At 45.7% G+C, this 26151-nt stretch carries 20 protein-coding genes; 19 read left to right on the forward strand and 1 reads right to left on the reverse strand.

Translation table 11 applies throughout. The features are described from left to right. The first annotated feature begins 75 nt into the window (after positions 1-75). Positions 76-549: a pantetheine-phosphate adenylyltransferase gene (gene coaD / locus L0M98_RS09030; RefSeq protein ID WP_099292930.1), complete on the forward strand. Its 474-nt coding sequence runs from the start codon at positions 76-78 to the stop codon at positions 547-549. A 365-nt stretch (positions 550-914) separates the two neighbouring features. Here the strand turns inward: coaD and L0M98_RS09035 are convergent, their stop codons facing one another. After that, a complete protein-coding gene (locus tag L0M98_RS09035) occupies positions 915-1505 on the reverse strand; it encodes a DUF4251 domain-containing protein (protein WP_227215613.1) in 591 nt (196 codons plus the stop codon). 661 nt (positions 1506-2166) lie between these two features. On the opposite strand from L0M98_RS09035, the gene L0M98_RS09040 reads away from it, so the two are divergent. The 18 genes from L0M98_RS09040 to L0M98_RS09125 all read left to right on the forward strand — a co-directional run bounded on the left by L0M98_RS09040 (position 2167) and on the right by L0M98_RS09125 (position 26149). After that, positions 2167-2703 (forward strand): RNA polymerase sigma-70 factor, encoded by a 537-nt coding sequence (locus L0M98_RS09040; protein WP_099292924.1) that lies wholly within the window; start codon positions 2167-2169, stop codon positions 2701-2703. Positions 2704-2777: 74 nt separating this feature from the next. Further along, on the forward strand, positions 2778-3941 hold the full coding sequence (locus L0M98_RS09045) for a FecR family protein (RefSeq protein WP_227215614.1): 1164 nt from the start codon (positions 2778-2780) through the stop codon (positions 3939-3941). Positions 3942-4055: 114 nt separating this feature from the next. Further along, positions 4056-7535, forward strand: coding sequence for a SusC/RagA family TonB-linked outer membrane protein (locus tag L0M98_RS09050; protein WP_227215615.1), 3480 nt, complete (start codon positions 4056-4058; stop codon positions 7533-7535). 5 nt (positions 7536-7540) lie between these two features. Continuing rightward, entirely contained in the window at positions 7541-9121 is a 1581-nt protein-coding gene (locus L0M98_RS09055; RefSeq protein WP_227215616.1) for a RagB/SusD family nutrient uptake outer membrane protein, read from the forward strand. A 4-nt stretch (positions 9122-9125) separates the two neighbouring features. After that, positions 9126-9809 carry a hypothetical protein gene (locus L0M98_RS09060; RefSeq protein ID WP_186975734.1) on the forward strand — a complete coding sequence of 228 codons (684 nt, stop codon included), beginning with the start codon at positions 9126-9128 and terminating at the stop codon, positions 9807-9809. A gap of 17 nt (positions 9810-9826) precedes the next feature. Next, a complete protein-coding gene (locus tag L0M98_RS09065) occupies positions 9827-10252 on the forward strand; it encodes a hypothetical protein (protein WP_186975733.1) in 426 nt (141 codons plus the stop codon). 7 nt (positions 10253-10259) lie between these two features. After that, the gene (locus tag L0M98_RS09070; RefSeq protein ID WP_186975732.1) at positions 10260-11966 is read left to right on the forward strand and encodes a metallopeptidase TldD-related protein; all 1707 of its coding nucleotides are present in this window, start codon (positions 10260-10262) and stop codon (positions 11964-11966) included. A 23-nt stretch (positions 11967-11989) separates the two neighbouring features. Further along, on the forward strand, positions 11990-13642 hold the full coding sequence (locus tag L0M98_RS09075; protein WP_227215617.1) for a metallopeptidase TldD-related protein: 1653 nt from the start codon (positions 11990-11992) through the stop codon (positions 13640-13642). A 243-nt stretch (positions 13643-13885) separates the two neighbouring features. Continuing rightward, the gene (locus L0M98_RS09080) at positions 13886-14440 is read left to right on the forward strand and encodes an RNA polymerase sigma-70 factor (RefSeq protein ID WP_099292912.1); all 555 of its coding nucleotides are present in this window, start codon (positions 13886-13888) and stop codon (positions 14438-14440) included. Between the two features lie 69 nt (positions 14441-14509). Next, entirely contained in the window at positions 14510-15679 is a 1170-nt protein-coding gene (locus L0M98_RS09085) for a FecR family protein (protein ID WP_227215618.1), read from the forward strand. 95 nt (positions 15680-15774) lie between these two features. Further along, positions 15775-19260, forward strand: coding sequence for a SusC/RagA family TonB-linked outer membrane protein (locus L0M98_RS09090; protein ID WP_227215619.1), 3486 nt, complete (start codon positions 15775-15777; stop codon positions 19258-19260). A 12-nt stretch (positions 19261-19272) separates the two neighbouring features. Next, on the forward strand, positions 19273-20790 hold the full coding sequence (locus L0M98_RS09095; RefSeq protein ID WP_227215620.1) for a RagB/SusD family nutrient uptake outer membrane protein: 1518 nt from the start codon (positions 19273-19275) through the stop codon (positions 20788-20790). Between the two features lie 3 nt (positions 20791-20793). Then, the gene (locus L0M98_RS09100; RefSeq protein ID WP_099292904.1) at positions 20794-21486 is read left to right on the forward strand and encodes a hypothetical protein; all 693 of its coding nucleotides are present in this window, start codon (positions 20794-20796) and stop codon (positions 21484-21486) included. A 4-nt stretch (positions 21487-21490) separates the two neighbouring features. Beyond that, positions 21491-21916: a hypothetical protein gene (locus tag L0M98_RS09105; protein WP_227215621.1), complete on the forward strand. Its 426-nt coding sequence runs from the start codon at positions 21491-21493 to the stop codon at positions 21914-21916. Positions 21917-21930: 14 nt separating this feature from the next. After that, complete coding sequence (locus L0M98_RS09110; RefSeq protein ID WP_099292900.1) at positions 21931-23205, forward strand: thioredoxin family protein; 1275 nt, start codon at positions 21931-21933, stop codon at positions 23203-23205. Positions 23206-23298: 93 nt separating this feature from the next. Then, complete coding sequence (locus L0M98_RS09115) at positions 23299-24531, forward strand: IPT/TIG domain-containing protein (protein ID WP_227215622.1); 1233 nt, start codon at positions 23299-23301, stop codon at positions 24529-24531. 422 nt (positions 24532-24953) lie between these two features. Then, positions 24954-25529, forward strand: a complete 576-nt coding sequence (locus tag L0M98_RS09120; RefSeq protein ID WP_186975726.1) for a flavin reductase family protein — start codon at positions 24954-24956, stop codon at positions 25527-25529. Positions 25530-25567: 38 nt separating this feature from the next. Further along, positions 25568-26149: a uracil-DNA glycosylase family protein gene (locus L0M98_RS09125; RefSeq protein ID WP_227215623.1), complete on the forward strand. Its 582-nt coding sequence runs from the start codon at positions 25568-25570 to the stop codon at positions 26147-26149. Positions 26150-26151: the final 2 nt, after the last annotated feature.

Raw genomic sequence — 26151 nt, forward strand, 5'->3', positions numbered from 1 at the left:
AAAGATGATTTTAATTTGTAACTTGAGATCGGATGTTTTACTTCTAAACATCGGAAGAATTATAAATAATACGTCATGGAAAAAATTGCTGTGTTTCCGGGATCCTTTGATCCGTTTACGGTTGGTCACGAGGAGATCGTGAGAAGAGGGTTGAAAATTTTCGATAAAATCATTGTTGCTGTCGGTATTAACGCTGTAAAGCAGGAGTTCTTGGATGTCGATACGCGTATCGCTATTATTGAGAAAGTCTTCAAAGACGTGAAAGAAGTAAGCGTGATGAGTTATTCCGGGTTGACTGTTGATTTTTGCGAGCAGCAGAATGCCGGTTTTATCATCCGGGGACTGCGCACGGCTGCCGACTTCGAGTACGAGCGTGCCGTGGGACAGATTAACAAGGCGATGGATTCCAATGTGGAGACCGTATTCTTGCTGACGTCGCCCGAACATACTTTTATCAGTTCCACGATCGTTCGGGATATATTCATGAATGGCGGAGACGCGACTAAATTCCTGCCTTCAAATATTACCACCGAAGATTTACGGCAATAAGGAGGTTGCGGATTTTGGATTTAATGATTTTGGATTTTAGATTGAGTTTCGGGGAGAACTCGATCCGGGGTGTGTTTGGCTGTTGTCGGTTACATATGTTTTAAATTATACATATTGCTAACCTGATTATAGGGTAATGCTCTATCTTCTTCGTGGCTTTGTCAGAGCTCAAACGTAGCAACTATATTCCCCTGTATGGTTGTTATGTTTGTGTTCTGTTTGCGCTCTGGCGGAGGGGTAGTATTACCATATAAACTTTATGAACCTTACAAACTTTATAAACCAAAGAGGGCGTTCGAAAAACGCCCTCTTCACGTGTGAAATTGAGTAATTGAATATTAAACGAGAGTATTTTATATAGTTGTTTAGAAACTAAATCCGCTCTGGAATATATTCGATTGGCTGTACGGAACCAAGTTACCGGAGAAGGTCAATTCACGACCGTTCGTGTTTGAGGTTACGGTTGCGGTAGCGTAGTTACTTCCATAACTCATGCGTACGGTTACTTGTGCGAATAAAGCGGCTCCCATGACGTTGAACGTGTAGGTGATGTTGCCGTTTTTGTCCACTCTCTGGTTGATACTGGAAGGCCAGCCGGTCAGCGTGATTCCCCCCAATCCGTTCGGTCCGGGATTAAACCCGTTGAATGCCAACTGTACGGAGACCTGATTGTTGTCCATGGCCACGAAGTTCGTGTTGTTGGTAACAGGTATGGCTCCCCCGAAGTTGTTGAATAGGGTATTGGCTTGTAATACCCAACTGTTGTTCTTGAGGGCTTTTACTGCGTCCTGATAAGCGATCATATTTTGTTGTTCGCGTACCATTTTCCGGTGCATACGCATACATGCCCTGTGTGCTTTTCTCTTTTCCCTTATCTCTTTTTTGGTTTGTGCCTGCATGGCAAAGTCACTGAAAAGGAATGTAGTCATTGCCAATAAAAAAATAACTTTTTTCATAGCGTCTCTTTTTTATTTTGTTTAATTAGTTTAGTTTGTGAATTTCTCGTAATCCCAACCCCCTCTTTTCCGCTAGTCTGATGAAAGAATGAGTGATAGAGTATCAAAATTCTATGGCATATACGGCAATAAGAGCGAGAGGGTTCAATTTCTCGCTTTAAAAAAAGTTTAATAATTTATGGATTCTGTGATTTTATGGTTGTCCGTGAACGATATTTCACGTGTGGACGGGGGATATAGATATCGTAAGATAGTAAAAAAAGGTGTGGCAAAAATCTATTCGCCACACCTTTTTTTTTTTATGATTCACGCATCTATTTGTTTTTTTTGTTTTTCAGCGGTGTTTCGTGCGTGGCTTCTTCTGCCACGTAAGATGGTACATGTTTTTTGTCTTTGCTTTTTTTCGGTTTTTTGTTACCTGCGGCACCCATAATAAATCCTCCTGATAATTTAATAATTAAAACAATAAATTTATAATGAGTAGAAATCGGTTATTTGAAAATAGCTGTTCTATTCACGGGCAAAGACAGACAAAAGATATGCCAAACAGGGGAGTGGTGTCAAGTTTGTGAATTTATGATGTCAATTTGACAGTGATAAAGAAAAAAGTTTTTTCAGTTTATTTTATATTTATATATTTGTGTCGTATATGTGAGAATGCATGATAAGATCGGTTGACTATAAAGGGATTTTCGAACAGTTATTTCGGGAGAATTATATTCGCCTGTGTTATCATGCCTATAGTTTTTTGAATGATGAAGAAGCTGCAAAAGATGCTGTTAATGATGTGTTTGAAAAAGTGTGGGTTAATTTCGAGAAGATAGAACGTACCCAATCTGTTCTTCCGTTACTATATACATTGGTACGTAATCATTGCGTGAGTTTGCTCCGGCATAAGAAAGTGAGGGAGCGTTTTAATCAAGAGTTGCGATTGAAGGATGAAGCGACGGATGAGGGATATATGGAATATGAACTTCTGATCGAGCGTTTGCGGCAGTCTGTGGAGAAACTACCCGGTCAAACGAAGGTCGTGTTCAGAATGTGTTTCCTTGACGGGAAAAAGTATCAGGAGACAGCAGATGCGTTAGCGATTTCTATTAATACGGTCAAAACACATATAAACAAAGCTTTACGGATTCTTCGAGAAGAGTATTCCGATTATTCTTTGCTGCTGGTTATACTTTCTTCCAAAAAATAAATAAAAAAAGTAGTCATTGACATCACCCGTTTTTAGTCGTTGAGCGTGTTAGTATAAAATAATACACTAGAAGTATGCAGGACGGCTTTAAAGATAAAGATATAGAATTTGCGTTGCACGTGTTACAGCATGTAGAATGTCATGATGATAGGGAGGTAAAAGCTTGGTTGGAGGAGAAAGATCACCGTGAGCTATTAGAAGAATTACGACGTTTTCGGGAAGCGGGTATGCGGGAAGCGGAAAGTCTGAACGTGGACGAGAATTACCAATGGCGGTTGTTGGAGCGGAGAATGGTGGCACGGAAAAGAAAGAATCATATCCGGCATGTAGTAACGGGAGTTGCTGCCGCAATAACTATATTGATAGTTGCGAGTGTAATCATTTATTATCAACAAAAGGAAAATACTTCCGGGGAAATGCCTCAATTGGTTCTAAACGCAGGAACAGATGTGGTGAAACTGATTACCGGCAAAGGGGAAGAATATATTTTGGCTTCTTCGACGCTGAACGATAGCGATACTTTGGGGTCCCAAGGTATTGTTATTGATTCCGTGGGAGGATTGAAATACATGAGGATATTACACGATACTATCCGTCCGGAGGAGTTTCACACGATACAGGTTCCCCGCGGCGGAGAGTATATATTGGTACTGGATGACGGTACCCGGGTGTGGATCAATTCCGAATCGGAATTACGGTACCCGGTGGCGTTTCGTGATTCAGTAAGGAAAGTTTATTTGAAGGGAGAGGCTTATTTCGAGGTGAAATGCGATGAAAAACATCCTTTCGTGGTAGAAACAAGCGAGTTGTGTACCCGTGTGTTGGGAACGGAGTTTAACGTGCAGTCTTACGAGAGGGGGAATGTGAATATTACTTTAGTTGAAGGTCGTGTCGCGGTGAATAAAAACGGGAACGGTGCGGGGGTGATCTTGAAACCGGGTGAAAACGCTTCATATAACGGGGACAGCCTTTACGTGGAAAGCGTTGATGTGTTGAAATACGTGTCGTGGAAAGAAGGTTTTTTCTATTATAATAATGTGCGGTTGGAAGATATTTTGAGTGAGTTGGGACGGTGGTTTGATTTTACCGTTTTCTATCAGAATCCCGAAGTGAAGGATTACCGGTTTAAATTTTGGGCTAATCGGAAAGATACGGTGGAACAGGTACTGGAGCGTCTGAATGAAACGGGGAAATTGCAAATTGAAGTAAGAGGGAAAACGGTAACCGTTTCCTTGTAATAGATAAATAGACGAGGACTGATTCTAATATAAAAGGGATAGTCGTAACCTATCCCCTTTGTAATAATTCAGTTCATCGGAAAGATGAACATGTTTAATTTTAACTACAAATGTATGGAAAAAAAATCGATTTCACCTCATACCAGAGGGCGAAAAACGAGTAATCGGGTGAAACACATGATGTATGTCCACTTGGTTCTTTTTTTAAGTTTGTTTTGCATGACGTCAGTCGTGTTCGGTCAGCAAAAGAAATTGAGTTTTAAATGGAAAGACGTGCCTTTGTCAGATGTATTCAATGCGCTGGAAAAGGCGGATGTCTACAAGTTCGTGTTTAACTACGAGGACACAAAACTTTACAAGGTGACTCTGGACGTGGAAGGGAAGAACGTGTTGGAGATACTGGATTCGGTGTTAAAGGAGAAACCTTTTTCTTACAAGACGGAAGGTATCTATATTATGATCCGGTACAAGGAATCGGAGGGTAAACGATTTATCGTGGAAGGGAGAGTGATTGACAGGAAAGCGAATCCGTTACCCGGGGTTACCGTGTTGCAGGAAGGAACAACAATAGGTACGGCTACCGATTCGGACGGGAAGTTTAAAATTCTCCTGACAAAAGAGAAGGGGACGCTGTCGTTGTCATTCATCGGGTACAAAAACCAGAAAGTGGCTTACGAGGCGGGAAAACCTGTTGTCGTGAAAATGGAAGAAGAGGTGACGGATCTGGATGAGGTGGTGATCCGTGCTTACGGAACTCAGAACAAGAAAGAGGTGGTGAGTTCGATTACTTCTATCAAGGCGGACGAGATGAAGGAACTTCCCTCGCATAGTATATTGAGTATGTTGCAAGGGCGTATGGCAGGTGTGGATATCGTAAACCAGTCGGGTGCTCCGGGTGCGGGAGGTAACCGGGTAGCCGTGCGGGGATATAATTCCCTGATGCAAGAAGGTGCCACGGACGGGCAACCCTTGTACGTGGTGGACGGGGTTCCGATGTTTTCGTTTAATTCCCCGACTACAGGTACAAATACATTATCGGATTTGGATCCCTCGATGATTGCTTCCGTGGAAGTGTTGAAAGATGCGGCTGCGGCGGCAATTTACGGTTCGCGTGCCGGGAACGGGGTGATTTTGATTACGACGAAAAAAGGACAAGCCGGAAAGGCAAAGTTTTCGGTTAACTTTTCTTATACCGCCTCTTTTTTGCCGGTTACGCCCGAGCAGACAGGTGGACGTTTGGAGAGAATGACCAAGATCTATAATTTACGGCATAGTTTGGATGCGATATATGATGATTACACGCAGTTGAACAGATATCCCACCTCTTATGAAGATGCTTACAGACAGGGAGATGGCGGATATGATGCATGGTGGGGAAACGGTTATTCCGGCTCGGCAATGGATCATCCTGTTCTTCAAGATAGTTTGAATCCGTTTTATAATAACCAGACGAATTGGTACAAGTATAGTTTCCAGACGGGTAAGGTTCTTAATGCCAATATTCAGGCTTCCGGAGGATCCGATAAGATACAATACATGATAGGAGCAGGGTATTATAATGAAAAAGGAATCATGTTGAGCAGCGATTATTCCCGGGCGAATTTGATGGTGAATTTAAGTGCCAAGCCCGCACCGATTATGACGGCTGCGGCACAAGTTTACATGGCATATATGGATAAAAGCCGGAATTTGAATAATACGGGAACGACTTCGCGCAATATAGAAGGAATGACAGTAGATCCCGCTTCACAGACTACTTTATTTCCCGGGCACGGTAAGATCAACGACGAATTTCTGGCAAAGATCAACCATACGGTGTCCCGTAATGATAATTATCGTTTAATCAGTAGTTTGAACTTGGAATTTCAACTGTGGAAAGGGTTAACACTCTCGGGTGTCGGTGCGATAGATTATGCGCAGTTCAATGTAAATGAATTTAGACCGAGTACTTTGGATGGAGCGCTTCATCGTAATTCTTCGGCGGGACAAATTTCCCGGAGTATTTCATTAATGAATGAAGAATTGTTGAAATATAGGGTAGAGATCGTACAGAAACACACGGTGGAGGCTTTGTTAGGTTTTAATATTTCTAAAGAGCAGAGCTTTGATAACAAAGGCATCGGCTACGAGGGGCCGAATGATAATGTCTATTGGTATTCCGGACCCGGAGGTGTTGCGAATTATCAGCCTGAGGGCTACGAACCGCGCTGGGAATCCAGAACGGATTATTCTTCCGATTTTCAAGAAAAGACGATGTTGAGTTATTTCGGTCGTTTGAGTTATAATTTCAAGAAGTTGTATATCGCGGAGTTCGCTTTCCGTCGGGACGGATCGTCTACGTTCGGGGCAAATGTACGTTGGGCAAACTTCCCTTCAATAGCCTTCGGTTGGAATTTCGCGGATGAGGCTTTTTTAAAGGATGTATCATGGCTGAATAGCGGAAAATTGCGTTTGAGTTGGGGAAAGTCCGGTCAAATATTTAAAGAAGCCTACATGGCGTACGGATTGATGTATAAAAACGGATTATTTCAAGGTAAACCGGGAATGACATCAATGCAGGGGGTTGCTCCCGATCTGACTTGGGAGAAAACGAAACAATATAATGCTGGTTTGGATCTGGAATTGTTCGAGTATCGGTTGAATGTTAAATTTGATTACTACAATAAATTGACCTACTCGTTGATTTCAGATGTACCCACCTTTGGGGATATGAATGTGCTGGATAGTTTCAAGAGAAATTCCGGGGAGATTTCCAATCAAGGCGTAGAATTGGAATTGAAGGCGGATATTTTCCGGCAAAGTGAAGTGAGGTGGAGAAGCCGATTGAATATTTCCCGGAACTGGAACAAATTGGTCGACACGTACAACGGCAAGGATATGGTTGATAACGTATTGAAACGAGGGTTGTTTGGGGTATATGTTTTCAATGATAACGGGTATTTCCAGAATGAAAAAGAAGTCCCGGTTTACTATAATAACGAAGGTTATCCTATTTATTTGAATCGGGTTCAAGGTGAAATCAGTGGTATGGTAGGTGAAAGAAAGATTCAAGATGTGAATGGTGACGGCGTGATAGATGATGATGACATGTTTTACATTGGTAGTGCCTTACCTAAAGCATATGGCGGATGGGCAAATGAAATTTCGTGGAAGAATTTTGATTTGAATATTCTTTTCAATTATTCTTTGGGACGGAAGATGATCAATGCGGTAAGTTATTCGTCACCTTTTAGTATTGACGGTCCGATATTTCGTGATTTGCCCAAGACTACGTTTTGGGAAAAAGAAGGTGACATGACGGATTTGCCGCGTTTGGGAGCCACGATGACTTACCCGGAGTTGCGTTCCAACGTGGAACGAGTGAATATGCTTCGATTGAAGCAACTTACTTTAGGGTATAATTTACCGGAGAAATGGGCTAAGAGATTCTACTTTAGTGGTATCCGCTTGTTTGTTACGGGTGAAAATATTTGGACTTGGTCAAATTATTCCGGCACAGATCCCGAGGTTGTGGATATGGATTACGGGATAGATGGTGGAAAAGCGTATCCTTTACCGGAAAAATGGACGTTTGGGTTAACTCTTAATTTTTAATAATTATGAAACAGTATTTTATATATATTGTTGTGGGACTTCTAGCCATGTCATGTAGTGGCTATCTGGACGTAAGACCGGAAAATTCAACGACTTTTAATAATTATTTCCGTTCCGGGCAAGATGCTGAAGCTCTGCTCAATTCGATGATGAATAACGTGCGTGTTGCCGAAAATTCGGATATGTTGCATATTGCTGCCGGTTTGAAGGTGGATAATGTAGTAAGTGATTACCGGGGAACGCCAATCTATCGGGCACGTCAATTAGCACCGGTAAGTTATTTCAGATCAAATTGGAGAAATTATTACGCTGCCATTAATGATGCGGACGTGATGTTGGATAATGCTTACCGTTTTCCCATGTCGGAGGAGATTGTTAATATTTATCGTTTACAGGCTTATTTCGTGAAAGGGTTATGTTATTTCTGGCTTGCCCGGGCGTGGGGAGAGGTGCCTATTGTTCCCGATAGCGAGTCTATAGAGATTAAATTAGCAAAAAGTAGTGTGACTGAGGTGTTGGAAGAAGCGACAAAATGGGCGTTGAAAGCTATGGATTTGCCAAAGTATGAAGACTTGAAAGATTATGCAGGCAACAAGAGAACCACGAAACAATACGGGAGTAAAGGAGCTGCCGCTGCCTTGTTGGCTAATATTTATGCTTGGCGGGCAGGTCTTGAGAACAGAAAAGAGTATTGGGAAGAAGCCGAGAAATATTGCACGATGATTATTGAAAACAAGGTCGGCGCATATGGTTTGGGAGCCGACCCGGAGGACGTGTGCAACCGGGTATTCAAAGGTGGAAGCGAGGAGAGTATTTTGGAAATATACCGGACTTTCACTGCTGTCGGGGAATTCACTGAATTGGCTTATGTCGGGGAGCAATTTGCAGGTTGGCCGGTAAGGACAGACATGGAAGTGAGTTTCTCGTACCCCGATGTATTGGAATTTAACAAAACCACGATTAACGAACTTTATTCCGGTGATGATTTGAGAAGGAAAAGTTATTTCTACGGGCTAGATTCCACTGAATTCCATGTGAAGGTTAAGGTATTTAATCCTGAAACGTGGGAAATGGAAGACGTGATAAAAGTTTTCGATAACACGAAAATAGAGAAGGCGTATATAAATGTTTTTCGTTTCCCTAGTTACACGTACACGGGTAATGATAAAGAGAAAATTTTCTTGGGAATGGAGATGTATAAAATAGTCTGGCGTCTGGCGGATATTATGTTGTTGAGGGCTGAATGTCGTTGTCGTGCCGGGTTGCCTGACGCGATGGAGGACGTGATAGCTATTCGGGAGCGTGCCGGGTTGACGGGAGCGGATTTGACGGATGATTTTGGCGGGGATGTACAGTTGGCGATATTCAGGGAACGGGAGCGGGAGTTATTGTTCGAGGATACCCGGTATTACGACGTGATACGCAATGGCGTGGAATACGTGCGGCGGGAGCTTTCTGAAACCTTCAGCCGTTTGTCCGACAAGGATATCCAGAATGGGGCATTATATTATCCGGTGGGCTCGTCTGCCATGAATAATAATGATTTGATTTTGCAAAATGTATATTGGAATACAAAAGTACAATAGGGCTATGAAACATATATTGATATTAGGCTTTGTATGTCTGGTTTTAGGCATGGGAGGCTGTGTACAGGATAATTTTATTAAATCCGGGTTGCATAACGGTCGTTTTGACGGTAGCTTGTTGGAGTATTTAAAAGCCCCGGGGCATTCTTACGACTGGGATTCCACGGCTAGATTGGTGGAACAAGCTGGTCCCGATGTGGTTCGTCTGTTCGAGGGAAAAGACACGGAACATCCGGAGATTACTTTTCTTGGACCGACGAATCACTCTATTCGCAGGTATATGTTGGAAAATGACATCGAGCGAATCTCGGATATGGATCCGGATGTTTGCAAGGATTTGTTATTACAATGCATCATCGATGGCAAAATATACCGGGATGATGTTCCGAGAGGAAAATATGATGAAGATGAAGCTATGCCGGGAGAGGGCGGTAAGTATTATCCTACATTGAGTGGAAGTACCGTTTGGTTGTACACGCACCAGCAGACGTTACAGGGAATCCCGGACGTGGGAGCTGTTTCCTTGGGCGTGTATTCACAAAGCGCGTTCCGTGATTTTTCTATCGCTTCTTCCAATATAGAACCGGATCATTGTGTGGTGCATTCTTTGTCATACAACTTCACGTTAGGGGATTTCGGGGAAATGGACGATTGGGAAGATCCGGACGATTGGGAAGATTTTGAGTAATAATAAAAGAGAAAGTTATGAAACGGATATTATTTATATTGAGTGTTATATACTGTGGGCTTGTGTCATGTGACGAGAAAGAGGGTTATTTGATAACGGAGAATGCTGTTTACGACCCGGATACGATGATCGTGCGTCTTACGCCGGACCCGGAATTGGATGCGGTACGGATAGAGTATGAATCTCCGTGGCAATCTTTGAAAATGCAAGGCTACGAGGGAACCGAACGAATTGATTTTTCCGTGGAATCTGTCTCTTCAACTGTTGGAGAAGAAGCTGCTGCTACTTTCATGCAGGAACTGACCATATTGGCAGGCGGGGGTGTTATGCGCTATCCATATAAGGGAAAGTCGCCCGCGGGACGGTATACCGTGTCGGTTCGGTTGACGGGACCCGGGTATAGTCAGGTGGTGAAGAATGCTTTTACATTTATCTTAAAATGAAAGACAGATGAAAGGAATAAAGTTAATTTGTATTTGTTGTATTCTTGGAATGACGGGTATTCATGGTGTGTCTGCGCAATCGGAAGACAATTTGTTGAATATCCTTTCCGGGGAGTTGAATAAACATTACCGGGAATTACAGGGGGAGAAACTTCCCCCCTATTACATGAATTACAGGATTATCGACACGTGGAGCACGACGATCATCACTTCGTTCGGGGCGTTGAGGGATAACCAGAGCCGGCATACCCGCATCATGATTCCCCATATTCGATTGGGTGACACGACGTTGGATAATTACAAATATTACCCGATGGGATCGGAAGTGACCGAGTTTGGTATTTCATCCGCCGTCCTGCCGATTGATGACGGGAACAATGAGGATGCTATCCGTCAGGAAATCTGGATGGAGGCTTCTTCCCGTTACGCTTTTGCCGTGGATATTTACGAGCGTACAAAGGCGCAAACCAAGGTGAATGTCAAGAATGAAGATAAAGCTCCTTATTTTTCTGCTGCGCCGGTGGAGTCCTATTACGAGGCTCCTTTTCCAGCCGATCGGTTGAAAGTGGATGCGGAGGCATGGATTGCCCGGTTGAAGAAGATTTCCGCTCTTTTTAACGAAAATATGAATATCATGCAGGGCGATGCCACCTTGACGTATGATGTCGAACGTCGTTATTTCGTGGACACGGAGGGACGGAGTGTCGTGCAGAACCTGCCTTATGCCCGCGTCATGATCCAAGGAAACGTGATGGCTTTGGACGGGATGCGGCTTCCCTTGTACCTGTCCTATTTCGCGCATGATCCGGCTGATTTGCCCTCAGACGAGCAGATGATGGCGGATACGCGGGAGATGATCAAGACATTGGCGGCTTTGCGGGAGGCTCCCGTGGCTGACCCGTATACCGGTCCCGCCTTGTTGTCGGGTGCAGCGAGCGGTGTGTTTTTTCACGAGATATTCGGGCATCGTCTGGAAGGGCAGAGGATGAAGACGGACGAGGACGGACAGACTTTCAAACAGATGGTGGGAGAAAATGTATTGGCTCCTGATTTTCAAGTTTCCGACGATCCGACGTTGACGAGTTACGCGGGAAAGGAGTTGAACGGGCATTACAAGTTTGACGATCAGGGTATTCGTGCCGAACGGGTAAACGTCGTGGTGGACGGTAAGTTACGGGATTTCCTGATGAGCCGCGTGCCGATAGACGGCTTTCCGAAGACAAACGGTCACGCCCGGGCAAGTGACGGGTTCGATCCCGTGTCCCGACAATCCAACCTGTGTATCGAAACGAAAGCTCCCAAAACACAACAGAAGTTGCGGGCGATGTTGATCGAGGAGGCGAAAAAGCAAAACAAGGAATACGGTTATTTCTTCAAAGAAGTGACAAGCGGCTTAACGTACACGGGGACAAGCAGCACGAATTCGTTCAACGTGACCCCGTTGGTGGTTTACCGGGTCTACACGGACGGCAGACCGGATGAATTGGTTCGGGGTGTTATCCTGATCGGGACTCCGTTGTCCATGTTCTCGAACATCGTGTGCGCGGGGGACGACCCGAGTGTCTTCGTCGGTATTTGCGGGGCGGAATCCGGGGGTGTGCAGGTTACTGCCATTTCGCCGACGATTTTGGTGAACAAGGTGGAAACCCAGCGTACGGCGAAGTCCAGCGTGTTGCCGCCTGTTCTCCCGAGAGTGTATGTACCGCAAAAATGAAGTTATGAATATTAAATAGGAAAATGATGAGATACACGATATTGTTATTTTTAATATTTCTGGTCAGCCTGTCGCGTGCTCAGACGCAAGAGGACGTGACTATTTTCACGGCGATGGGGGACGAGCAGGCGAGAACGAAAGAGCAGTTGACTCTTCCTATGATGAGTAAGCCTTTTTATGTCTCTTACGCTCTTCTACTTTCCCAGCAGTTTTCCGTGGAGGCAACCTTGGGGTCTGTGTTGAATTCGGTTAATCTGCCCCTTCATTTGATGGGAACCTCTCAAGTCTTGATTGGGGATTATAATCGCACGAGCGATCTGCGTCACGTGGGGCAATTCCTTCGGGTGGATGTAGGAGGCGAGATTGATTATAACGCTATTCGCCTAGGCTTCTGGCTGGCTTCAGATCAGGGATACAAGGTGGCTTTGCAGGAATACTCTGCAAAAAAGGCATACTTGGAGGCAAACCCGTATGAACTTCCCGATAATCTTCCGGATTTGTTACCGACCCCTTCCGTGGAGAAACTGATACAGGGAAAACAACCTTATATTTCCGTTATTTCCGGGGTAGAGGCGAAGGCACGGGAATTGTCCGCCGTGTTTAAAGATTACAAGGAGATCGTCGCTTCCAAAGTATCATTGCAGGGAAGTGAGATGACGTTTTACAAATTGACCACGGAACAGGTGGCGTTGAAACAGCCATTGAATTTCGTGGAATTATACGTGGAAGGTACGGTTGTCACGAAAAACGGGGAATATATTCGGGATTCGTACGTGTTGTTAGCTCCTTCACTGGAGGCATTGCCTTCACAGGAACATTTGAAACAAGTGGTGGCGGGCTTCGCCCGGCGGTTGATCGACCTGAAAAATGCGGAAGTGTTTTCCGAGGAGTATAACGGACCGGTTCTTTTCGAGAACGAGGCGGTGCGTCAGATCCTCACGGATAATTTGTTGGGGAATAACGGCGGACTGTGTACTTACCGGATGCCGCTCGGCGTGAAGGAAACGACCACTTCCTTTGAAGATAAGATCGGGAAGAAATTACTTGATCCCCGCCTGTCCGTGGTGAATTATAGTTCCATGACGGAATACATGAATATCCCCTTGTTGGGAAGTTACGAGGTGGATGCCGAAGGCGTGGTTCCGGAAAAAGAGATGATGCTGGTGGAGAAAGGGGTTTTGAAAAAGGTGTTGAACGGGCAGATTCCCACGAGTAAGGTGCGTTACTCGACCGGGAGTTCCCGTTTTATTCCCACCCGTAATGACGTGATTTACGTGACGGCTCCCGGCACGCTTCATATCAAGGCTGACGGCGGGTTAAAGCCGGAGGCGATGAAAAAAGCCTTGTTGAAAGCGGCAAAAGAAGCGAAGTCTGGTTACGCTTATATCGTTCGCCGCTTGGCGGGCAACGCTTCACTCCTGTACAAGGTAGACGTGAAGACGGGCGAAGAAACGCAAGTCCGTTTTGGAAAAGTTGCCCCCGTGAATATGTCCAAGTTGAAGAATATACGGGAAATCTGTAATCAGGAAAAGGTACACAATCTTCTACTGGATAAGGGTGCTTTGGTATCCATGATTTATCCTTCATCTATTTTGTTGAATAACATGGATATATCTGTTATGGATGTACCGAAGAGAAAACTGCCGGCATTGAAGAATCCTTTGCAGGAGAGATAGAATTTAGTGATTTTAAATTGAAAAATGTCTGTTATCCCCGGAATGATTGAGGAATGACAGGCATTTTCAGCTCTCTCTCGATAAACAGAGGAGGAGTTGAAATACAGTCCGAAATGCGAGTAAAATAACTTGCCGAAGGCAAATGTAACCTGCAACTTGTAACTCGCCGTAGGCGACTAAAAACACATCCCGTTTGTCATTTTTGTTTTTTAACTCTATATTTGTGGCACTAATGGGGAGCGTATGTTTACATTATTGGAAAAAAAACGCTATTTTGAACAATTGTTCCGGGAGAGTTATTCCCGGCTATATTACTACGCTTTAAGTTTTTTGAATGATGACGAGCGGGCGAAAGATGTGGTGAGTGATGTTTTCGAGATCGTGTGGAAGGGGCGGGACCGCCTTGAATTTTCAACTTCATTAGTTCCTTTTTTATATAAACTTGTCCGTAATGCCTGTCTGGATGAATTGCGGCATGAAAAGACAGCGCAACGTTTTGCCGCGTATATGCGGGAAGAACCCGAGGCGGTGGACGAAAGCAAGCATTTGGAATACGAGTTGTTGATCGACCGGATACACCGTGCCGTGGAGCAGTTGCCGACTCAAACGAGGAACGTGTTCAAAAGATGTTTTCTGGAAGGGAAAAAATATCAGGACGCGGGGGCGGAGTTCGGTATCACGGTGAACACGGTAAAAGCCCATGTTATGAAAGCGTTACGGATACTGCGGGAACAATTCTCCGGGGAAGAGTTTATACTGCTTTTCTTGTGTTTCGGGAAGTCTACCGAAAAAAAATAAAAAAAAGTCGTTTTTGGCATTACCCATTTTGCAGGGGTCTACGTGTATGGGGTAGATGAATATGACAAAATGGATAAAAAGTATAATTATCGGGATATAGAATTTGGCATGGACGTGCTCAATCATCTGGTGAAGGACGATGAATTGGTGCGAGAATGGTTGCGGGACGAGGAGCACGGGCAATTGCTGGAAGAATTGCGCCGTATCCGGGAAGGGAGTTTGGCGGCTGTCGATAAAAAGAAGCCGGATGTCGATGGGGAATGGAAGAAGTTGAACCGGAAGATTTTGCGGAAAAGGATGCTTTGGACTTACAGGGTAGCGTCGGCTGTCGCTTGCATCGGTATCGTGATTTCAATCGGTTGGTTGTGGAGGAGTCCGATGCCCGCGGAGCGAACGCCTTTCGTGATGGTGATGCCTGAGAATGACGATTTTACCCCCCAAGGGGTTACACTTGTATTGAATAACGGGGAGGAGATCGATTTGAACCGGGAGAACCGGAAGGTTTTGGTGCAGCGTTTGCCCCAAGTGATCCGGTCTATCACGGCGGATTCTTTAAAGGGGTTGGTTTATTCTCCCGGGCAACCGCTCCCCGAATTGGAAGGGAATCACACGTTAAAGGTGCCCCGGGGTGGAGAGTATTTCGTGATTTTGGATGACGGGACGAAAGTGTGGTTGAATGCGGAGACGGAATTTCGTTATCCGGTCGTGTTCGGGGAAAAGGAACGCATGGTGGAGTTGTCGGGAGAGGCTTATTTTCAAGTGCGGCGGGACGAGACGCGACCTTTTATAGTGAAGACGGCAGGGGTTCGTACCCGTGTGTTGGGAACGGAATTTAACGTTCAGGCGTATTCAAGGGAGAAAGAAAATATCACGCTCGTGAATGGAAGTGTAGCGGTCAAGGCTACCGGGAGGAGGAAAGAAGTGGTGTTGAAACCTCACGAGAATGTCCTGTATAGCGAGGGAAAACTGAAAGTGACGAAGGTGGATATACTGAAGTATACCTCGTGGAAAGAAGGGTATTTCTATTATGACGACGAACGGTTGGAAGATATATTGACGGAACTGGGACGTTGGTATAATTTCAGCGTGGTATACGAGGAACCGGAATTGAAGGAGTTGCGTTTTAAGATTTGGGCAGATCGGAAGGCGACTTTCAGCAAGGTCGTGGAATATTTGAATGAAATGGGAAAATTAAAAATAGAGGTTCGGGATAATTGTATTATAGTTTTTAAGAAGTAGAAATGATGTATTGGAAATCAAGTATTTGAAAGGCGTGAGCCTCTCGAAAAGGGGATTGTTGTGTCTTGAATTTTAGAATGTTAAATAAATGAATTATGGAAAAAAAGCGAAGATCGGTTTATTTAAGGCGGGGACAAGGATGGAGGAAAATGACATTGTGGATGTTTTTTATGCTATGGGGGTTCCTTGGTTTCTCTCAGGAAAATAAGGTTTCTTTTAAATTTGTAGATCAGGAATTATCCTCCGTGTTGAAGGAGCTGGAAAAGGCGGACGTGTATAAATTCATGTTCAATTATGACGACGTGAAGGGGAAAAAGGTCACGTTGGAGGTGAAAGACAAGAAGGTGTTGGAGATATTGGATCTTGTGTTGAAGGATTTGCCGTTCACGTACCGGACGGACGGGGTGATGGTGATTATAAGACCGAAGGTTGCCGACGTGTCTGCCAAAAAGCATATACTTAAAGGTAAGGTCGTGGACACGAAAGGGGAACCGATGGTGGGTGTCACCGTGCGTCTGGATAGCACGACGGTCGGGACGGCAAGTGCCGCGGACGGGACGTTCACGTTGGCGATCGATAAGCCGGTGGGGAATCTGATATTCTCTTTTATCGGTTTTAGTGCGAAGAAGGTGGCGGTGACTTCCGGCAAGGAGGTGGTCGTGAAGATGGAAGAGGAAGTTTCCGACTTGGATCAGGTGACGGTGATCGCCTACGGGTCGAGAAAGAAACGGGAGTTGATCACTTCCGTAGCATCGATCAAGGCGGATGATATAAAAGAGATTCCCGCTGCCAGTCTGGAAACCTTGTTGCAGGGGCGTATGGCGGGTGTTGGGGTGAATATCCAGTCGGGTTCTCCCGGTGGCGGGGGAACGAACGTGGCGGTACGCGGGTACAATTCCTTGTGGCTGGATGAAGCGGGAGGGGGCGACGGTTCGCCGCTGTACGTGATCGACGGGGTGCCCGTGCATTCGTTTACTTCCCCGGTGACGGGAACGAACACGATAGCGGAGATTGATCCCTCGACGATAGAGTCGGTGGAGGTGTTGAAGGATGCCGCCTCTGCCGCTATTTACGGTTCACGTGCCGCGAACGGGGTGATATTGATTACCACGAAAAAGGGACGTGCGGGCGAGGGGAAGTTCTCCGTGAACCTGTCCTATTCGGCTTCCGTGTTGCCGAAAGCCCCGACACAGTTGGGCGGACGGGAGGAACGCCTGTACCATATGGCGGTCATGCGGGCGCAAAGAAATGCCTACGAGGTGAAGGGGAAGGGATATTACAAGTACCCGACTTCATACGAGGAGGCTGCTAATAACGAGGCTATATATGATGCTTTTTGGAATAGTGGTTTAGGGGTGGGAACAAAGAGTATTAGAATGGTTCAGGATTCCTTGAACCCTTTTTTCAACAATTCCACGAACTGGTACAAGTATATCTTTCGGACGGGAAAGATACTGAATGCTAATATCCAGACAAGCGGCGGTACGGAAAAGATGACTTACATGGTTGGTGCGGGGTATTACAAGGAAACGGGGATTATGCCGGGAAGTGACTTTTCCCGTGTGAATTTGTTGACGAATCTTTCCTTCAATCCCGTGAAGAAGTTGACTGTGGACAGCCGTTTTTATCTGGCGTACACGGACAGAAGCCGGGGTGCGACATCGGGGGATGCTTTCAAGTACGAGAGCTTCACGGTCGATCCCAATTATACCTCTTCGTTGCTTTTGAAGGGTGGGGCGGTAGAAGAAAAAATGTTGCAGATGCTGAACGGGCAAGTGGAAAATAACACTTCTTACCGTTTAAGGGCTAACTTGCAGTTGAGGTACGAGATATTGAAGGGATTGTCTGTTTCGACTTCTTTGGCGTTGGATTATACCCAAGCGAACCAGAACCAGTTTACTCCCAGTTATCTGGATCCTAACGGTTATAATGAAAGTAAATCTTCGGGAGAGATTGCCCGGGATATGTTGTTGTCGAACGAGAATTTGTTGAGTTACGTGTTCACGCTCGACGAGGTGCACAATTTTGATTTGTTGTTCGGGTTGGCGTATGACGGTAGCAAGAAATGGAGTAACAGCGGTCACGGGTTGCGGGGACCGAGTGACCGGATCGAGTATGTCGGAAGTGGTTTTCAGGATTTGGTATACGATCCGAGGGTGGATGATTACCGTGCTTTAAAAGATTATGGTTCCGATTTTTCGGAAACAGCGATGGTGAGTTATTTCGGGCGTCTGGCTTACAATTATGACAAAAAATACTTGTTGGAAGCCACGGTGAGGCGGGACGGGTCTTCCGTGTTCGGTGCGGATGTGCGTTGGGCTACGTTCCCGTCCGTAGCGGTCGGGTGGGCTTTTTCTACCGAGCGTTTCATGAAGTGGGCGTGGTGGTTGAATTACGGGAAGATCCGGGCTAGCTGGGGACGCTCCGGTAGCCAGTTCGCGATCCCGTATCTGGCACAGGGCTTGATGTCCCCGGGAACGATCTTTGACGGGGTACAGGGAATGCAGCCCGAGGGGGTGATAAACCGGAAACTGAAATGGGAAGAGTCGGATCAATATGATTTCGGGTTGGATATGGACTTTTTTAATTATCGCTTGAACCTGACCATAGATTATTACTATAAATACACACGTGCCTTGATAAACAAAGAGTCGCTGCCCGGCGATATGTACGGGTTCAACGGGGTACAATGGCGGAACACGATGGCTATTTCCAACGAGGGGTTGGAGTTGGACGCCAAAATCGATATCCTGAGAGACACGGAAGTGAAATGGCGTACGCGTTTCAATATATCCCGGAACTGGAATCGTTTCCGGAAGAGTTACTCGGGGAGAGATTTCTATGACAAGGTGATTGGCAAACCGTTGAGCGGGATTTATCTTTTCAAGGATTTGGGTATGATCGAGAGTGATGCCGATGTCCCGTATATATTCGATCAATCCGGTAAAAAACAGATGTTGTCACCGGAAGGGGACGAGGAATATTTTTTCACGAAGGGAATGCGCCGTATTGCGGATATTGACGGCGACGGGCAGATCACGGAAGATGATTTGGTTTATTCCGGGACCACTTTGCCACAGGCTTACGGCGGGCTTGTGAACGAGATTAAATGGAAGAATTTTGACGTGAATATTTTGTTGACTTACACGCTCGGGCGTAAAATGGTGAATCAGTTCAAGTATAGTACCCTTCAGGGAAGATTGGGAGTTTATCCCGTTTTCGCGGATGTGTCATTGTCCGATTTTTGGCAGTATGCCGGTGACGGGAGTAAGTACCAGACTCTCGGTTTGTATGGCAATTCCACGTTGATCAATATAACCGGACAAACGACAGCTTCACTGGAAAACGTGCATTATTGCAGGTTGAAACAATTGACGATAGGGTACAATCTTCCGAAGCATATCATGAAAAAGTTGTGGTTGGACGGTATTCGGATTTTCGTGACGGGAGAAGACTTGTTCCTGTTGTCAAATTATTCGGGGCTTGACCCGGAAGTGGCGAATATCGCTACTGGGTTCGATGACGGTCGTACTTATCCCTTGGCGCGGAAATGGACTTTTGGTTTGACTGTAAATTTTTAAAAGAGGTAGATTATGAAAAGATTTTTATATAGTGTACTGGTCGTGTTGCTGTGTGCTTCTTGTGATTCGCTTCTTGATCTGGAACCGAAAAACGGGGTGACGTTTGAACACTATTTCACGACGGAACAGGATTTGGAAGCGGTAGTAATACAAATGCACGGGAATTTGAGAACAGCTTTGACCGGGGTGACTCAACATGAATTTATGGGGCTTCGAGTGGATGTCGTGAGGCAGGGATCTGATATGAATAAAATACGCGGGTTGAATACCGACTATCTGTTGAATGTTACTAATCAACAGCAATGGAAAACTTATTACAACACGCTTGCTATCGTGGATTTGTTTTTCGATAATTACCAAAAAGCCAAGAATGTGGCTCCCGAACGAGTACGTTTTTATTGCGGTCAGGGAGAATTCGTGAAGGCCATGTGCTATTTTTACTTGGTACGGATGTGGGGTGATGCTGTTATCACGAAAGGAAGCAATTACATTGATAAATACGCCAAAAGCCCGGCATCCGTCGTTTTAGACACGGCTATTCATGCCGCTTTACGGGCGTATGACATGTTGCCCAAGTTCAGTGGTCTGAAAAACTCGAATAACAAAGCGTTGACCTCGAAGCAATACGGGTGTAAGGGAAGTGCCGCCGCCTTGTTGGCGCACCTCTACGCGTGGAAGGCTCACGTGGTCGGTGGTCAGGAGGATTTGAAGGAGGCGGAGAAATGGGCGAGTAAGTTGATAGAGGAAAAGTATCGCGACGAAGTAGGTGTCTATACTCTCGCGGAGAACCCGGAAGAGGTTTGTGCCGAGGTGATGCACAGGAAAAGCGCAGAGAGTATTTTTGAGTTGGAAATTAATTATCAGGATGCCAGTACTTACTCCGCTTTTTTACCCGCTTATTCCATGATTGGCGCCCCGATCGTGAAGACCGAGGAAAAGATGGATATTAAAGATAAGGATTTTGGAATAACGATAGCGGGAGTAAATTCCTTGTTCCCGGCAGGAGATGCACGTCGGGAGGCTTATTTCTACCATCTGGATGATCCGGAATGGCAAGAAGCGGGATTGGCTTATCTCTATAAATGGCGGTATGCCCGTTACGGGGCATCGGTTGCCGGGGAAGTCTGGCTTAAAGGGATGGATGTGAACCGGGTTATTTTCCGGTTGGCGGATATGTACCTGTTGCGTGCGGAGTGTCGGGTAAAGATGAATGACCGGGCGGGAGCGGAAGCCGATCTGAAAGTGATCCGTCAAAGGGCAAATGCCGAGATGTGGCCGGCGGAGAACGATAGCGGGGATTTGCAATACGATATTTTCAAGGAGCGGGAGAAGGAGTTGTTGTACGAGGGACACCGTTATTACGACGTGGTTCGTAACGGGTATTGGAAAACGGAGTTGCAGGGAGGTTTTAACGATTTGTCGGTTGAGGACGTGAAAGACGGGGCTCTTTACCTGCCTGTTCCCCAAACTGCATTTTCACAAAATGATTTAATGATCCAGAACACGTTTTGGGCGTCAAAAATGAAATAAGCTATGAAAAAGATACTGTTTATACTGGTCGTGGCGGGTGTATTTACGGCTTGCGGTACAAAATACGACTATATCGATACGGGAGTTTGCGAGGAGGAATTCCGGGGTAATATGTATGAATACTTGCAGAGTAATCACTACGATTGGGATTCTATCGTGAAGATTATTGATCGCGCAGGATTACGAGAGATGTTCGAAAAGGAGGATTTCACTTTTCTGGGACCCACGAATATCACCATTCGCAAGTGGTTTTTCTGGGATAAGATAGGTGGCGTGGGAAACACGGACAAGGAATACGTGATTCACGGTTACAAGAGTATCCAACGGGTACCTGTCGAAATATGCCGGAAAATCGTGTTGAGCCACGTGGTAGAGGGAATTATCGCCCGCGATGATATCGCGAGGGCTACCTATAACGAGGAACAAAAAATGGACGGCGGGGGCAATATTTTTACCACTCGTTGGGGTAACCGGGTGTGGTTGTGGACGATACAGGAACCTTACATGAATATTCCCGAGATGGGACCGGTTATCGTGGAAATGGCATCGGTTGACGGCGAGGGCAAGAAAATCAAGGACATCGGTATGGCTACAATCGGCGTGAAACCGACGAACGGGATGGTACATTCGTTGCCGTACAGTTATAATTTGGGAGAGATGTACACGGATAGATATTGGGCAATAGTTAATCATTAATAGCATGGGAGAGATGAAAAAATATTTGGTTTTGATAGGGGTGATATTGGTTTGGTGGGGATGTCACAACCCCACGCCGGGGTATCTTGAAACGGGTAACGCGCAATACGTGCCCGACACGATGATTATTCGCAAGGAGTTGGATCCGCTGAAAGATGCTTACCGGAAGATGAACAATGCTCCTTGGGTATCCCCGAAATGTCAGGGGGTTGACGGTACGGCTCCCGTTCTGTTCGAGATCGTGGACGTGACTTCCGAGGACGGCGATGCCGCCATGTTCAAGAGTTTCCTGAATATCCGGGGAGGCGGAAGAATGGAGTTTCCCTTGAAAGTAAGTGTACCCGTGGGGCATTACGTGGTTTCCGTCAGGGTGTCGAACGAGGGATATTCCAAGGTAATCCCTGACGTGTTCACTTTTATCGTGGAATAGTAAAATAAATGACTATGAGAAAGAGCGTGTTATTATTAATGATATGTATTTTCGCTGCCGGGGCAAGAGGGGAAGGTATCCGTTTTTTCAAGGGTTCCTTCCAAGATGCCTTGAAGCAGGCGAAAGCAGAGAACAAGAAGGTGTTTGTCGATTTCTACACCACGTGGTGCGGACCTTGTCAACTGATGTCCAAAAATGTATTCCCGGACGACGAGGTCGGGGAGTATTTCAACGAACATTTTATCAATTATCAGATTAATGCCGAGGACAAGGCGTACCTGCCGGAAGTGAAGCGATACGGCGTCACGGCGTACCCGAATATGTTGATTCTGGACACGGAGGGCAACGTGCTGGGGCGGCAACTGGGGGCTACCGACAAGAACGGTTTTCTCCGTTTTGCCCGGTTGGCATTGAAGGAAGTGTTGCCCGTGGACCAGCTTTACGAGAAACTGAAGAAGGACAGGAAGAATCAAACACTGATGCAGGAGATTCTGTTGGAAGCCCCGGGGTATATCGCCCGCTTGTCCGGTCAGGATCATGACAAATGGGAATACCGGATCGAGAAGTTATACGCCGATTACCGGAAGCAAAGACCGTTGGAAGATTGTATCACGGCGAATGACTTGAAGATTTTCTCTATATACCACACGGGGATGGGGAAGAAAGACGAGGTGTTTGAATTTGTGTTGTTGCACTTTGATGATTACGCGCGAGTGATTGATCGGAACGAGGTTTCCAATTTCCTGTTCATGTTGAGTTATCCTTGGATGGAAGAGTTGGCGAAAAAAGGTGATATGAGCTACCGGGAGGAGTTGGAGCGCGTGCGGGGAGATTTGAAGGTCGTGTATGATTCTATCATGAATTTCGGGGGGATGGACACGTATTCCGGTTTAAAGCTACTGTTTGATGCGGAGTATTACCTGTACAACAAGAAGGATGTCGAAAAGTACCGTTCGTACATGGAGAAATATTTCGCGGGCTTGGGTAAAGGTATTCGTCCTCAGGATTATATCGGGGCGTTGGAGTCGCTGTATGAAGTACTGGGGGAAAAGATCACGCCGGAAGTGGCACGTCAGGGAATCAGTTGGTTGAACGAAGCTCTGAAAAGCAAGTTGCAGCCGGAGATGCAGATGCGTTGTTTGCTGATGCTGGGCGATTGTTACAAGGCTTCGGGAAGCAAGGAGGATGCGAAGAAGTGTTATGATCAGGCTTACGTGATTTCCCTGCAATTCAATAATCCCGGTTTGTCGGCGGCGGTACAGGAATATGTAAAGAAATTAGAAGAATAATTACAGGAAGAGGTTTATTCATACCCTACCTCTTCGTCCATATTAACACTAACAGAACCTTTTGGGGTACAAGGTGAAAAAAAATGAAAGACCATGAAAAGATTAATGTTATTATTTTGCTTGTTGGCGAGTTTTATTGCCTGTTCCGATGATAAAGATAATCCGGAGGAACCCAAGATGCCTATTACTGATTTGCAACTGCCGACGGTAAATCCCGTTGTCGGGGACAATGTAACGATCGCGGGTAAGGGATTCGCACAGGATTGCAAGATACAGGTAAAACCGGAAGGGGTTGCCGAGGCTATCGATGCCGCGATTGTCGAAGTTACCGATGCCGGAATAACCTTTAAGGCTCCGGCAGAAGTGACCGGTAAATGTAAAGTGATTTTGCTACAAGGCGGGAAATCATACGAGTTGGGTGATCTGACTTTTGAAGAGGCTCCGGATATTGAAGCTACTTTGTATGGCGTGTTTGCCGATGAAACGACAAATTCCGTGTGCCCGATCGACGTTGCCACCCAAAGGAGAGGTAAGGCGTTGTTTACACTGGATAGTGACATCGAGGGTATTGTTGCAGACAATCATGGCATGGTGTATTATAAAGCCATCACATTCGTGGATAACAAGAGTACTTATGAATTGCGTTATTACGATATAAAAGCGGGTAAAGGCGGAAAGATCGATTGGGCAGATGCCGGTCGTTGTTTCTCTATCAGCACGGATGGTGAAAAATTATACGCTTTGACTTATGATACTGATAGCTATGATATTTGCTTGTATTCTGTTGAACGCGATGGAAATGTCACTCCTTTACAAACTTACACCGATCAATTGGAAGCGCCTTACAGACGTCTTTATTCCACGGGTGGTACATTCTTATATGGAGAAAGCTATATATTTGCCGGTTTGCGTCTTGATATGGGGGATGTTGCGTATCATATATCCATCGTTGCGGATTTGACTGATGATTATTATGATTATCTTGCAGCAGAGGATATGATGAAATCTTTCCGTTTTGTGAAAACAGGTGATAATCATTATGTATTCAAGAACAATGAAGGAGAGGACGCTACAGCCAAAACAACCGTACATGAGTTTGCTGGGGAAGACGAGTGGTATGGCGATGACTATAACAATCCGGTTATTGCAACCATTGATAATTATTTTGTCGATCAGGTGTACGACCCGACGACCGGGCTGATATACGGAATGTTTGGGGATGAGAGCGATGGTATTCTGCCTTTCGATCCGAAAACGAATAAGGCTCTTGATCCTTGGATAGGAAGTGGTTGCGTGGCATTAGTATATATCAAAGATGTCGAGTGATAACAAAAAACGTGTATTGGAGTTGTGACATCGTTCATGACTAAGTCGTGTTGTTAAAGATCGGGTTTGAATAGAACCCGGTCTTTTTTCATACAATATCCATGTATTTCCCGTGATGCCGATAGAATCCGGTAGTCCTATTTTTGTCGGAGTGTTGATGAAGAAACCCCATGAAATAACGGAGAGATAAGGGAGTAATAAGGGAACAAAGACGTTTCACCTTCGATACAAAGACGTTTCAAAGACGTTCACGGACGTTTTTGAATTGAAAGTGATTTGAGAATAAAATGGAACTATGTCTTGTCCTCTACCTCTTCTCTGCCTTATTTCTGTTTCACTTCTTCCTGCCGGGGAGATAAATGGATGTTGAGCAGTTTGACCGTTTCGTGTTTTAGCTTATCTTTGGCGATAAAATAACTGGAATGAAACACAATTGGAAACCGGGAAACATGATTTATCCCTTGCCGGCGGTGCTGGTGACTTGCGGGAGCGAACCGGAGGAATACGCAGTCTTGACCGTGGCATGGACGGGAACGATATGTACCAACCCGCCGATGTGCTATATCTCCGTGCGACCGGAACGAAATTCTTACCCGATCATCAAAAAAAACATGGAGTTCGTGATTAACCTCACGACGAAAGATATGGCGTATGCTACCGATTGGTGCGGGGTGCGTTCCGGCAGGGAGTACAATAAATTCGAGGAGATGAAACTCACGCCCGTGCCGGGAGAGGTCGTGAAGGCTCCTATCATAGAGGAATCGCCCGTGTCTATCGAGTGTCGGGTGAAAGAAATTGTGCCGCTGGGGTCACATCATATGTTTATCGCCGATGTCGTGAACGTGCAAGCGGATGACCGTTACTTGAGCGGGGAAACGGGCAAATTCGAGTTGGCGGACGCCGAACCTCTGGTGTATTTACACGGCGGATATTTTGAATTGGGCAAGAAAATCGGTAAATTTGGTTGGTCTGTGGAGAAGAAAAAGAGAAGACGATAGTATAACTAAAGATTTGAAGTAAACGATATAATAGGAATATGAATGATCTGATAGAAAAGCATCCGTTGCAACCATTCCTGCCGGGTAATGCCCGGTTGCTCATGCTGGGGAGTTTTCCCCCGCCGCGGGCACGTTGGTCGATGGATTTTTATTACCCCAATTTGCAGAACGATATGTGGCGGCTTTACGGGGTATTATTCTTCGGGGATAAGGACTATTTTTTAGAGAAGGGAAAGAAAAGCTTTGACAAGGATCGGATTATCGCCTTCCTCAACGAGAAGGGAATAGCGTTATTCGATACCGCCATGGAGATCATCCGGCACAAGGGAAATGCGTCCGACCAGTTTCTGGAAGTGATTACCCCGGTCGATTTGAAACGGGTATTGGTGCGGATTCCCGCGTGTCGCGCTATCGTGACCACGGGACAGAAGGCAACCGATACCCTGTTGGAACAGATCGATGCCGCGTCCCCCCGGGTAGGCGGGTATAGCGAGTTCGTGCACGAGGGACGCCCGATGCGGCTTTACCGTATGCCGTCGTCATCAAGGGCTTATCCGAAACCGTTGGAGGAAAAAGCGGCTGATTACCGCGTAATGTTTCATGATTTAGATATGTTGTAGGG

This window comes from Butyricimonas sp. DFI.6.44, assembly GCF_022132345.1.
Lineage (GTDB): Bacteria > Bacteroidota > Bacteroidia > Bacteroidales > Marinifilaceae > Butyricimonas > Butyricimonas muris.